Raw genomic sequence first — 12,068 nt, forward strand, 5'->3', positions numbered from 1 at the left:
CCCTCATGCCGACGCGCATCTTGTACCAGGCACGCGCGGCCAGGCCGTGCCTCGGCGCGGCGAAAAACGCCAGCACGAAGAATCCGCCGGCGGCGACGGCCATCATCGCGGCGACGCTCGTACCGAGGTGAAACGCGGCGAGACGGCCGAAAAATGCGCTCGCCGCCGCGATGACGGCGGAGATGACGACCATGAAAGACAGGCGGTCGGTGCACAGATACGCCGCCGCGGGCGGCACGATCAGCATGGCGACGACAAGGATCGACCCCACGGCCTCGAACGCCGCGACGCAAAAGCCCGCGACCATCATCATGAGAGCATAATGGACAAGGCGCGCGGGGATGCCGAGCGTGGTCGCGAGCGCGGGATCGAACGCGACGATCTTCAACTCTTTCCACAAAAGGAGAATGAAGGCGACGACCGCGGAGAACGCGGCGAACATCGTGATCGTGATGCGGGGAATTTCGAGCGCGCCGATATCGACCGTGTCGAGCGCGGCGGTTTCGAGGATGCCATACAGAACGCACCCCGGATCGAGATCCACCTGCGCGGCGACCTTCGAGATGATGACGACGCCGATCGCGAACAGCGTCGTAAAGACCACGCCCATCGCGGAATCCTCCGGCACCTTCACGCGCGTGTGGATGAGCTCGGTCAGGACGATCGTGGCCACGCCGGCCGCGAGCGCGCCGATGAGCATCGGCAGCGGCGAGCGCGTTTGCGTGACGACAAACGCGATCGCCAGGCCCGGCAGCACGGCGTGGGAGATTGCGTCGCCCAGAAGGCTCATGCGGCGCAGCACGAGATAGTTGCCCAAAAGCGCGCCGGTGCAATTGACGAGCACGCCGGTCACGACGATCCAGAAAGCGATGGGATCGAAGCCGAACATCACGCCCGCGCCTCCGGGATCGGATGCACGGAAACCGGCACGGCGGGTTCGGGCCAGCGCCCGACCTCGTGCAGCTCGCGTTCGAGAAGCGCCATCATCGAGCTGGTGACGACGTGCTCGATCTCGTCCGCGCCGCGATCGACGTGATCCGGCGCGATATCCGCCTGACGCACGAGGAAAAGCTCCCACAAACGGTGGCGGCGCACGATATCCGCGGCCCTCGCCATGCCCGCGGGCGTGAGACGCCACCCCGCGTGCGTGTCGCCCTCGATCTCTCCGCGGCGCCTTGCCATCGCCAGCCACGCGCGCAGCGCGGGCGCGCTCCAGGACCGGGCGGCGGCAAGCATTTCAAACCCGACCCGCGGCGGCGCGTCGATGGACGACTCGGACAATTCGTAGAGCGTACGCAGCAGGTTCTGCCTGGCGACACGCACGCGGAAACGAAAGTGCGTCGCCAGCCGGGCGACCACGCCCCGGCGCGGCGCGACAAGCGCCGAGACGGCGAACACGATCGCGCCGGCGATGACGATGATCGGCCCGGCGGGAAGCTCGGGCCATGACGCGCTTGCGAGCGTGCCCGCGCCGCCGGTGACCGCGCCGAAAAAGCCCGCGAGCGCAAGCATGGTGCCCAGGTGATCGGTCCAGAATCGCGCGGCGACCGCGGGGATGATGAGCAGCGCGGCCATCAGCACGATGCCGACCGCGGGCAGGCCGATGACGGCGGTCACGACGAGCAGCCCGAACAGCACGTATTCGATCGCCAACGCGGGCCACGCCTGCACGCGCGCGAAGGCGGAATCGAAAATGACGAGCTTGAATTCCTTGTACAGAAGCGCGGTCACCAGCAGCACGTTCGCGGCGACCAGGCCGATGAGCAAGATGTCCTGGCTCACCATGCCGGCGGTCTTTCCGAGCAGAAACGAGTCGAGCCCCGCCTGCCGGCCCGTGGGATCGTCCTGAATGCGTCGCGAAAGCGCGATGCCGGCGCCGTAGAACACGGTGAGCACGATGCCGATCGCCGCATCGGCCTTGATGCGCGAGTAGCGCTGGATCGCGCCGATGGCGAACGACCCAAGAAGTCCCGCGACGGCCGCGCCGGTCAACAGCACGGCAAAACTCTTGGTGCCCGCAAGCAGAAACGCGACGCACAGCCCCGGCAGTGCGGCGTGCGCGACCGCGTCGCCGACAAGCGCGCGGCGCCGCAAGACGGCAAACGATCCGATGACCCCGGACGCGAGTCCGAGAAGCGTCGTGCCCGAGAGAACGACGAGCGTGTTGTAGGGCACGCCGAGAAGGCGCGCCGCGTGTTCGAGCGCGGCCTTCACGCCGCTGACGCCCGACTGCTGAATCAACACGGCCTCGGCGGCGAGGAAGGCCAGAAGCGCGAAGAGGGGAAAACGCCTTGACATCATTCCACCGCGCTGCGAAACGCCTCCGCCGCCTGTTCGAGCAGCACCAGGCGCCCGCCGTAGGTCTTGTGCAGATTTTCGGTCGTGAACACATCGGCGATCGAACCGTGCGCGATGATCCGCGCGTTCAGAAGGATCACGTCGTCGAAGTAGTCGCGCACGGTCTGCAACGTGTGATGCACGACGATGACGGTCTTGCCCGCGTCTTTCAACTCGTGCATCAAGGTCAGGATCGCCTTTTCGGTCGCGGCGTCGACGCCGGCGAACGGCTCGTCCATGAAGTAGATGCGCGCGTCTTGCGCAAGCGCGCGCGCCAGGAACACGCGTTGCTGCTGCCCGCCGGACAGGCGGCTGATCTGCCGTTTGGCGAACTCGGCCATGCCGACCTTCGCCAGGCAGTCCATCGCCGCATCGACGTCCGCCTTGCGCGGCCTGCGAAACCAGCCGATTTCGCCATAGCGGCCCATCAGCACCACCTCGAGCGCGCTGACGGGAAAATCCCAGTCCACCGATTCGCGTTGCGGCACGTAGCCGACAAGCCGGCGCTGATCCAGATACGGCTTGCCGTAGATTGAAACGCGCCCGCTGGCCTTGGGAACGAGGCCGAGCACCGCCTTGATGAGCGTGCTCTTGCCCGCGCCGTTGGGGCCGATGATCGCCACGAGTCGCCGCTCCGCGATGGTGACGTCGATGTCCCACAGCACCGGCTTGCGGTGGTACGCCACCGTCATGTCGTGGATCTCGAGCGGCGGCGCGACGGCCTCGGCGCCGGGCATCGGCGCGTTCGTTTCCTCGATCGTTCGCGGATCGGCTTTCATGTCGTTCTCCATCGCGCCGGGGCGGATCACTCGGTTTTCGAGAGCGCCTCGACGATGGTGTTCACGTTGTGGCGGACCATGCCCTCGTAGGTGCCCTCGGTCGTGCCCGCGGCGCCCATCGCGTCGCTAAAAAGCTGGCCGCCGATTTTCACGACGGCGCCACGCGACCGGGCGCCCTCGATGAGCGCCTCCACGTTCTTTTTCGGCACGCTCGACTCGACGAACACAGCGGGGATTTTCTTTTCGACGAGGAAATCGACGAGGCTGTTGATCTCGCCGACGCCCGCCTCGTCTTCCGTGCTGATGCCCTGAATGCCGCGGACCTCGATGCCGTACGCCTTGCCGAAATATCCGAACGCGTCGTGCGCGGTGACGAGAACGCGCCTGTCCTCCGGGATCATCGCAAGCTGCGATCGGCAGAACTCGTGAAGCTGCGCCAGCGACCGCTCGACCTCGCCGAAACGCCGTTCGAAATCCTCGCGCGCGGCGGGTTTCGCCTCGATGAGCGCGTCGCGGATGCGCGCGGCGGCGATCGACCACATCGACACGTCAAACCACACGTGCGGATCGAAGTTGCCCGCGAACGCCGGCGGCTTGACGAGCCGGGATTCGTCGATCGACTCCGCGACGGCGATGACCGCTTTTTTTCGCGCAAGGCTTTCGAGCACCTCGCCCATCTTCCCCTCGAGGTGCAGGCCGTTGTAGAGCACGAGGTCCGCGGCCGCGAGCAGGCGGATGTCGCGCTCCGCGGCCTTGTAGAGATGCGGGTCCGTACCCGGACCCATGAGCGCGGTGACGTTCGCCTCATCGCCGGCGATCCGTTTAGCGATATCGGCGATCATGCCCGTTGTCGCGACAACCTTCAGCGTCCCCGCGGCAGCATCCGGCACGGTTTCGCGCTTGCCGCATCCGGCCGCCAGAAAGAGCGCCGAGACCGCGACGGCGGCGGCGATCCAATACGCGATACGCGTCATCCTATCTCCCCTTTTTTGTGACGGCGGAGCCGACAAGCAATACGCGGGCGACGTCGCCTGAGATCGCGCGCGTGCGGTTCTGGTTTTCGATGCGGACGGTGAGCACGTCGGCGAACTCGTCGCGCTCGCGAATCTCGATGCGCGCGCCCGGAACGATGCCGGTTTTGGCCAGCCAGCGCAGAAACGCGGGATCGTCGCGCAGGACGCGGCGCACGATGAGCGGCGCGCCGGTCAGGCTGTCGGAAAGAGGCTCGACCGACTCGACCGGCACCGATCCGTCCTCGGTCGGAATGGGATCGCCGTGCGGATCGAATCGCGGATCGCCGAGCATCGCCGCGACGCGCTCGACGAAAAGGTCCGACACGGCGTGCTCGAGTTTTTCGGCCTCCGCGTGCACCTGGTCCCAGCGATAGCCGAGCGTCTCGACGAGAAAGAGTTCGAGCAGCCGGTGCCGGCGCGTGACCGAAAGCGCGATCTCGGCGCCCGCGGGCGTCAGCGCGGCGCCGCGCCGCTGGTCGTAGGTCAGAAGCGGCGGCTTCTTCTGCGCGAGGCGTTTGACCATCGCGGTGACGGAGGGCGGCTTGACGCCGAGCCGGTCCGCGAGCGTCGAGGTTGTCGCGCGATCGTCCGCCTGCTGCAGATCCCAGACGGCCTTCAGGTAATTTTCGACGGCTTCGGTGGGCATGCGTTTCTCCGAGGATCGAGGATCGAGGATTGAGGATTGAGTTGAATCGCCATGCGCTATGTGGCCCTTCGTCCCGTTCCCCTTTCCGCTTTCGCGCCCGCGTCCGTGCACGATTTTTCCGTGCGGTACTCAGAGAGCACGGAGGAGACACGGGGGACGCGGAGATATTCCGTGCCCGTCGCCGGGAGCGCAGGCATCCTGCCTGCTTCGATACCGCCCGCTCCCTCACGGTCGCGGCTCCGATCGCGGCGCGGCGGTCCGGAGCCTGTCGAACCGCGAACTTAGTCTTGTCTAACTCCGTAGTTTGTCAAAGTCAATCCAAATGTTATAGCTCTCGAAGTTTGGCGCGGTCGCGGACGGGGCGAGCGCACATTCCGCGCCGGCCTTTGACGGCGACGGCGCCCGCCGATAGAAACCGGCGCATGACGCGTGCTCCCCTCGCCCTTGCGGCCGCATCCGCCGCGCCTGCCTTGTCGCGGAAGGCGGCGGCGGCGCTGCTCATCTCGTTCCTGTTCGCCGTGGCGGCCTCGGGCATCCGCCCGTTGTGGAACAACGACACCGGCCTGCACGTGCGCGGCGGCGAGATCGTCTGGCAGACGGGACGCGTGTCGGGCGTCGACAACCTTTCGCACACGGCGCCGGACGCGGTTTTCATCGACCACGAGTGGCTCGCGCGCGTGGTTCTGTACCTGGCCGATCGCGCGGGCGGTGTCACGGCGCTCGTTATGCTCAAGGGCGCGATCATTATTTCGACGTTCCTGCTGCTCTGGCGGATCACGCGCGAAAACGGCCACGCGGCGTGGCTCGTCCTTCTTGCCGTCGGCGCGGTGACGATGGTGCGCGTGCAGATGCGCCCGCACATCATGAGCTGGCTGCTCATCGCCGCGCTGCTCTGGTTTCAGAAACGCGAACGTCGGGACGCGATCGTTCCGCTGCTCGCCGTGTGGGCGAACCTGCACGCGTCGGTCGTTCTCGGCCTGGCGATGACGCTCATCTGGTGCGCCGAGCGGGCGATGGCCGACCGCCGGTATCGCACGTGGGCGCTGTGGGGCGGCGCGTACGCGCTCGCGCCGATCGCCAATCCGTTCGGCGCGAAAATCTTCCTGTTCATGGGCGAGATTCGCGGGCACAAGGATTTTGTGAGCGAGTGGAACCGCTACGGCGTGGATGATCCGGCGATGTGGACGCTCGCCCTCGTGTTCGCGCTGCTGGCCTTCGACATCGCCCGCCGGCGCGAGAATCGCCTGTTTGATGGCGCGCGCCTTCTGCTTCTCGCCGGGCTTTCCGCAAGTGCGATGCGTCATGGTTCGGAGGCGATGCTCTTCATCGCGCCCATCGCCGCGCGGCGCTTTTCGGGATGGCGCGTCTGGCGCGTCCCGCGTGTCGCGGCCGCGGCGCCGTGGTTGATCGCCGGCGCGGCGGTGGCGGGCGGGCTGTTTCTCGTCATCGCGCGCGAGGGCTTCCGCATCCATCTCGATATCCACGCGCTTCCGGTGCGCGCGACGGAATTCGTGAACCGCCATCGCCTGAACGGCGAGATGTACAACGACTACAACTTCGGCGGATACCTCCTGTGGAAGACCGATCCGCCGCTCAAGGTGTTTGTCGACGGGCGGCTCGAGGTGTACGCGCGCGGCGGCAAGCTCGACGATTACCTGCGCGTGTCGCACGGCGCGCCGGGGTGGGAAAACGTGCTCGACCGCTACGGCGTGGACTGGGCGATCGTGCGCGCGGACCGGCCCATCGCGCGGATGCTCGACGATTCGCCCGCCTGGGAGATGGTGTATTTCGACTACAACGCCGCGATCTTCCTGCGCGCCGGCTTCATGCCCGAGGTGCGTCGGGTGCGTCGTTTTCGTCCGTGGGGGCATCGCGATCGCGACAACGTCGCCGCGCTCATCGACGAGGCGAACTACCTGCTCGCCCAGAACCCGGACTTTTTCGGCGGCTACAAGATGCGCGCGTTCATTCACTATCGAAATGGCGATCTCGCCGCCGCGCGGAGCGATATGACCGAATACCTGCGGCTCTACCCCGAGGGCATGAAGTCGAAGGAAACGCGCCGCATGCTCGAAAACCTCGCCGCGCGCGGCTTCTGGCCGTAACCGCGCGCGAAAAGTGACGCGCGTCAATTTTCGCGAGGCATACGAGGCTTCCAACCCTGATACAAGGAATCGAGCGCCGCGGTCATTCTCCCCTGGGGGTATGACATGACCAGGCTCACGTTTCTCCTGACCCTGCTTCTCGCCGTGCTTCTCGTGCTTCTTGCCTGCGAGACGAAAAAGGAAGCGCCGCCGGAAAACCTCACGAATCCGCCCGCGGCCGTGATCAACGAGGCCGCGCTCGCCGCGTTCGCGCCGCTTCCGCAAAGCTTCGACGACGCCGACCATCCCGTCACGCACGCCAAGGTGGACCTGGGGCGGATGCTCTACCACGACGCGCGCTTCTCGAAGGCGCAGGACATCTCCTGCGGCTCCTGCCACGACCTGATGAATTACGGCGTCGACAACAAGCCGACCTCGCCAGGGCACAAGGGCAAGCTCGGCGCGCGCAACAGCCCGACGGTCTACAATTCGGCGGGGCAGTTCGCGCAGTTCTGGGACGGCCGCGAGCCCAACGTCGAGGCACAGGCGCTGGGGCCCGTCATGAATCCCGTCGAGATGGCCATGCCCGACGAAAAACGCGTGCTCGCCGTCATCAAATCCATGCCCGAATACGTCGCGGCCTTCGAGAAAGCGTTTCCGGGCGAAAAGAATCCGGTAACATTCGAAAACTTCGGCAAGGCGATCGGCGCGTTCGAGCGCGGCCTCGTGACGCCGTCGCGGTGGGATCGCTACCTGCGGGGCGACAAGACCGCGTTGACCGAGGCGGAGATCAACGGCTTCAACAAGTTCGCCGAGGCCGGCTGCACCGCCTGCCATCGGGGCGAGCTCATCGGCGGGCATATCTATCAGAAAGCGGGCGCCGTGAAGCCGTGGCCGAACGCGGACGACCTCGGCCGCTACGCGATCACCGCGTCCGAGGCCGACAAGTTCGTCTTCAAGGTTCCCACGCTGCGCAACATCGCAAAGACCGCGCCCTACTTTCACGACGGCAAGACCATGACGCTGATGGGCGCCATCAACACCATGGCGGAATACCAGCTCGGCCGCGCGCTGATGCCCGACGAGGTGAGCGCCATCGAGGCGTGGTTGACATCGCTCACCGGCGACATCCCGGCGGATTACATCGGCGGACACACGCTTCCGCCGTCGACCGCGAAAACGCCCAAACCCGATCCCGCATGAGAGAAATCCGTTGCTGGCTTGGCCCCGCCCGCTTGCGGAGCCTTTTTTTGTTGTGGCGCTGACATTCAAGGCGTACAATCGCTTTCCTACATTCTGATCGAGGGAGCGGCCATGAAACTTCTTCTCATCCTCCCCACGCAGCTCGATCGCGAGGGCCGGCCGATCCGCCGCCCCAAGGCGTCCGTCAATCTGAATCTCAACCTGCCGCTCATCGCGGGGCTGACGCCGAAAGACATCGAGATCCGCATCATCAACGACTACGTCGAGCCGGTGCCGCTTGATTTCGACGCGGACCTCGTCGGCATCACGACGCTGATGACGACAACGCCGCGAGCGTATCAGCTCGCCGACGCGTTCCGCGATCACGGCAAGACGGTGGTGTTCGGCGGATTTCACGCAACGGCCATGCCCGAGGAGGCGGCGCGCCACGCCGACGCGCTCGTGCTCGGCGAGGCGGACGAGCTCTGGCCGCAAGTGATCGACGATTTCCGCTCCGGGCGATTGCAGCCGATCTACCGCGCCGAGCGCCTGCCGGAGATTTCCGGCAACCCCGCGCCGCGCTACGACCTGGTGCCGAAAGACCAGTTCATGGTGGAGGTCTATCCGATCGAATCCTCGCGCGGATGCCCGCTCGATTGCGACTACTGCGCGGTGACGAAGTTCCACGGCGGCAAGCACCGCCTGCGCCCGATCGGCGAAATCGTCCGCGACGTGAAGGCGACGGGCAGCCGCTACCTCGCGTTCGTGGACGACAACATCATCGGCCACAAGGACCAGGCGCGCGAGCTGTTCGAGGCGCTCAAAAAGCTCGACGTGCGATGGATGGCGCAGTCCACCATGTACCTCGCCGACGATCCCGATCTGCTCGACGCGGCGGTCGCAAGCGGACTGCGTTTCGTGTGGATCGGCATCGAGTCCATCAAGTCGACGCACTTGCAGCAAGTGCACCGAAGGATCAACCAGGTGCAGGATTTCTCGCGGCGCATCCGCGAGTTCCAGAAGCGCGGGCTGCTCGTGGGGGCGAACATGATGTTCGGCTTCGACGACGAGTGCGTGGAGGATTACGAACACACCTACCGCTTCCTCGCGGAGAACAAGGTGATCCCGTTCCTCTACATCCTCACGCCGATCCCGGGCACGCCGCTGTACGACCGCATGGAGGCCGAGGGCCGCGTGCTGACGCACGACTGGTCGCGCTTCACGTCGTACGACACGGTGTTCCAGCCGAAGAACTTCACGCCCGCGGAGCTGAACGATCTCTACTTCAACCTCGCCGGGCGCCTTTTCAACTTCCGCAACAACTTCCGCCGCACCATCCCCACGACGCGCTTTTCCAACCTCAAGGAAGACCTCGCCATCCGCACGGCCGCGTTCGCGGTCGGCATGAGCGTGGGGCGGGCGGTCAGGCACCGGTGGCCGACGTATTGGTGAGAAAAGAAATATGCACCGTTGTTCATTTTCATTTGACAAAGTGGATTTTTGGTGTTACGAAAATCGCAAACCTGACCGTCGGAGGCGGAAATGGATGTTAGGCGTGTTTGTTTCGTGATTTCCCAGATCGGAGACAAAGGTTCCGACGCCAGAAAAGATGCAGACGATCTATTTGATCTTATTGTTGAACCATCCCTGGAAAAATTTGAATTTGAAATAATTCGCGCCGACAAAATCTCAACCGTAACGTCAATCACTTCCGAAATTATTGAGTTAGTTCAAAATGCCGATTTATGTATTATAGATATTACCGGACACAACGCAAATGTCATGTATGAATGTGGCAGGCGCCACGAAACGGGAAAACCATACATCATGCTAGCACGTGACGGCGAAAATCTACCATTTGACATAACAACTATAAGAACGATCTTTTACAACATTGATAGCGGCAGAGAAATCAGAGGCACAGTAAAAAGTATTCAGACTGTTGTCGAAAAAATGATATCTGAAGGATTTCGCGAAAAAAGCTCAGGCGAATCTTTAGCCACGTTGGCCGATGCAATTAAGCGTATCGAACGAAAAATTAATGAAATTACGGTGCCTACTCAGCGGCGGGAAACAAGAAATTCTAGCCCGCACATCATGGAGGTCATTCGAAATCTTGGCCTTGACGGGGCGTTTAAATATGCACGGTCGCAATCTGATGTGGCACTTGCAGAAGAAATTTTGCCAAGAATTGAATCCATAACACCTCGCAACACATTTATTCGAAATGTATTGGCTATCACCGCTGCGATGGGATCGACGGTTGCAGCTCAGCGTTTAGAACAGGAAGTTATCCCGATATTGTCCGAACTTGATGTCGATACTCAGAAGGTGGTTATCGGCGGGTATGTCCAAGCGCTTGGACGTTTTGATCAAGAATCGCGCGGATTGGAGTCGCTTCACAATTTTATTGAATTGCTGAAATCTGATGCTGGCGATGGCGATTCAATTAGCGCTAACGACCGTGCTTTTTTGCTCAATCAATATCAACGATTGTTACATGGCGCCGGTAAACATGAAGATGCTCGCGCCATCGGCAATATTGTATTAACATTAAGCCAAGACCCCAGTTATTACTATAACCAATCGATTAATGAAGAGGAATGCGGAAATTTCGATGCCGCCGTAATTAATATTGAAAAGTTAATGAATATGGTCGAGAATGATGGCGGCGTCGCCGATGACGACCATTTAGCTCGAGCTATTGACATCTATTGTCGTGCTAATAAAGCTCAAAAAGCGCGAAAAGCGTTTGAACTGCTTGAGAAAGTAAACCCCTTAAAGGCGACCTTGGTGTTGGATGACGAAAATATATCGAGAATTATTCAAGATGCAGGGAATTGAACTCCTTACGTCAAGAAGTCAATAATACGGCAACACCCCGCGCATCACGTTCCTGCGCACCAGCAGGCTGTTCACGGCCATGGAGAGTTGCGTCATGAAGCTGCCCCAGGGGTGGCGGATCGAGAGCATGTGGAAAAAGCGGCGGGCGATGTTGCGGCGCGAGAAGACGCGCTTGTAGAAATTGACGAACAGCTCGTCCAGGTGCTCGGGCGTGAAGTGCGCCGGCTGGAACACCGTTCGATACGACGTGTACTTCCAGAAATCGTCGTGCAGCACGCGGCCCGCGTTTTTCATCGCCGTGTACAGGCGCGTGCCGGGGAAATAGGGGACAGTCACCTATTATAGTTATCTTGTGATAATCCGAGCGCGGTCGAGCCGGGGGAAATAGGGGACAGTCACCTATTATAGTTATCTTGTGATAATCCGAGCGCGGTCGAGCCGGGCGCAGCAGGGCGCGCGCCTGTCGAAAAATGGCGTCGCCGATGAATCGACGCGGCTTTTGAAAGCGGTTTGCGAGGAAGGAAGCGACCGCGCACTCCTCCGTCCCGCTCGTAGCGGGACTGCGTTTGCGGCCCTGACACCTTGGTACGCGGCCGCGATGTCGCGGCGGAGCGCGTGTGCGTCGCGATGTCGGAGCCGCAAACGCAATGAAACGGAGTGCGCGGGTTGTACCACCCCAGAATGAAACGCGTCTTGTGTCGGCGATGTCAGTGCCGCGAGCGCCAGCGAGCGGTCAGCCCCGCGTCGGGCATAACGCGCCGTCAGCCGGGGCCGGCCGGATCCTTCGCTTCGCTCAGGATGACGGCACGTGCTCAGGATGACGGCGCGCGGATGACGCTCAGTCCTCACGGCAACGCGCGGCGATTTCTATTTCCTGCTTCCTATTTCCTGTTTCCTAGTAATACGGCAACACGCCCCGCATCACGTTCCTGCGCACCAGCAGGCTGTTCACCGCCATGGAGAGCTGCGTCATGAAGCTGCCCCAGGGGTGGCGGATCGAGAGCATGTGGAAAAAGCGGCGGGCGATGTTGCGGCGCGAGAAGACGCGCTTGTAGAAATCGACGAACAATTCGTCCAGGTGCTCGGACGTGAAGCGCGACCAGTCGTGCGTCAGCACGCGGCCCTCGGCCTCCATGCGGTCGTACAGCGGCGTGCCCGGGATCGGCGTGAGGATGTAGAGGAA

11 protein-coding genes are annotated in these 12,068 nt (G+C 62.8%); 4 read left to right on the forward strand and 7 right to left on the reverse strand.

Translation table 11 applies throughout. The features are described from left to right. From K8I61_08055 to K8I61_08075, 5 genes are all read right to left on the reverse strand, one after another. Positions 1 to 892, reverse strand: an 892-nt coding sequence (locus K8I61_08055; protein MBZ0271975.1) for a metal ABC transporter permease, incomplete at its 3' end; no start/stop codon positions are given. After that, a complete protein-coding gene (locus K8I61_08060; GenBank protein MBZ0271976.1) occupies positions 889 to 2,301 on the reverse strand; it encodes a metal ABC transporter permease in 1,413 nt (470 codons plus the stop codon). The genes K8I61_08060 and K8I61_08055, both read right to left, overlap by 4 nt. After that, on the reverse strand, positions 2,298 to 3,074 hold the full coding sequence (locus K8I61_08065) for a metal ABC transporter ATP-binding protein (protein MBZ0271977.1): 777 nt from the start codon (positions 3,072 to 3,074) through the stop codon (positions 2,298 to 2,300). Before K8I61_08065 ends, K8I61_08060 begins: the two co-directional genes overlap by 4 nt. 68 nt (positions 3,075 to 3,142) lie before the next feature. Continuing rightward, positions 3,143 to 4,090: a zinc ABC transporter substrate-binding protein gene (locus K8I61_08070; GenBank protein MBZ0271978.1), complete on the reverse strand. Its 948-nt coding sequence runs from the start codon at positions 4,088 to 4,090 to the stop codon at positions 3,143 to 3,145. Between the two features lies 1 nt (position 4,091). Next, the gene (locus tag K8I61_08075) at positions 4,092 to 4,775 is read right to left on the reverse strand and encodes a metal-dependent transcriptional regulator (protein MBZ0271979.1); all 684 of its coding nucleotides are present in this window, start codon (positions 4,773 to 4,775) and stop codon (positions 4,092 to 4,094) included. A gap of 422 nt (positions 4,776 to 5,197) precedes the next feature. On the opposite strand from K8I61_08075, the gene K8I61_08080 reads away from it, so the two are divergent. From K8I61_08080 to K8I61_08095, 4 genes are all read left to right on the forward strand, one after another. Beyond that, entirely contained in the window at positions 5,198 to 6,880 is a 1,683-nt protein-coding gene (locus K8I61_08080) for a hypothetical protein (protein MBZ0271980.1), read from the forward strand. Positions 6,881 to 6,985: 105 nt separating this feature from the next. Continuing rightward, entirely contained in the window at positions 6,986 to 8,062 is a 1,077-nt protein-coding gene (locus K8I61_08085; protein ID MBZ0271981.1) for a c-type cytochrome, read from the forward strand. 111 nt (positions 8,063 to 8,173) lie between these two features. Continuing rightward, positions 8,174 to 9,493: a B12-binding domain-containing radical SAM protein gene (locus K8I61_08090; GenBank protein MBZ0271982.1), complete on the forward strand. Its 1,320-nt coding sequence runs from the start codon at positions 8,174 to 8,176 to the stop codon at positions 9,491 to 9,493. 114 nt (positions 9,494 to 9,607) lie between these two features. After that, complete coding sequence (locus tag K8I61_08095) at positions 9,608 to 10,885, forward strand: hypothetical protein (protein MBZ0271983.1); 1,278 nt, start codon at positions 9,608 to 9,610, stop codon at positions 10,883 to 10,885. Between the two features lie 18 nt (positions 10,886 to 10,903). Here the strand turns inward: K8I61_08095 and K8I61_08100 are convergent, their stop codons facing one another. Both K8I61_08100 and K8I61_08105 read right to left on the reverse strand, forming a co-directional pair. Beyond that, on the reverse strand, positions 10,904 to 11,221 hold the full coding sequence (locus K8I61_08100; GenBank protein MBZ0271984.1) for a hypothetical protein: 318 nt from the start codon (positions 11,219 to 11,221) through the stop codon (positions 10,904 to 10,906). 559 nt (positions 11,222 to 11,780) lie between these two features. Continuing rightward, a partial coding sequence (locus tag K8I61_08105) for a hypothetical protein (protein ID MBZ0271985.1) occupies positions 11,781 to 12,068 on the reverse strand: 288 nt, incomplete at its 5' end.

This window comes from bacterium, from assembly GCA_019912885.1.
Taxonomy (GTDB): domain Bacteria; phylum Lernaellota; class Lernaellaia; order JACKCT01; family JACKCT01; genus JAIOHV01.

What these genes read in the sequence shown, in the direction of transcription:
- K8I61_08060 (MBZ0271976.1), bottom strand. Translation starts at nt 2,301, where the DNA reads ATGATGTCAAGGCGTTTTCCCCTCTTCGCGCTTCTGGCCTTCCTCGCC.
- K8I61_08065 (MBZ0271977.1), bottom strand. Translation starts at nt 3,074, where the DNA reads ATGCCCGGCGCCGAGGCCGTCGCGCCGCCGCTCGAGATCCACGACATG.
- K8I61_08070 (MBZ0271978.1), bottom strand. Translation starts at nt 4,090, where the DNA reads ATGACGCGTATCGCGTATTGGATCGCCGCCGCCGTCGCGGTCTCGGCG.
- K8I61_08075 (MBZ0271979.1), bottom strand. Translation starts at nt 4,775, where the DNA reads ATGCCCACCGAAGCCGTCGAAAATTACCTGAAGGCCGTCTGGGATCTG.
- K8I61_08080 (MBZ0271980.1), top strand. Translation starts at nt 5,198, where the DNA reads ATGACGCGTGCTCCCCTCGCCCTTGCGGCCGCATCCGCCGCGCCTGCC.
- K8I61_08085 (MBZ0271981.1), top strand. Translation starts at nt 6,986, where the DNA reads ATGACCAGGCTCACGTTTCTCCTGACCCTGCTTCTCGCCGTGCTTCTC.
- K8I61_08090 (MBZ0271982.1), top strand. Translation starts at nt 8,174, where the DNA reads ATGAAACTTCTTCTCATCCTCCCCACGCAGCTCGATCGCGAGGGCCGG.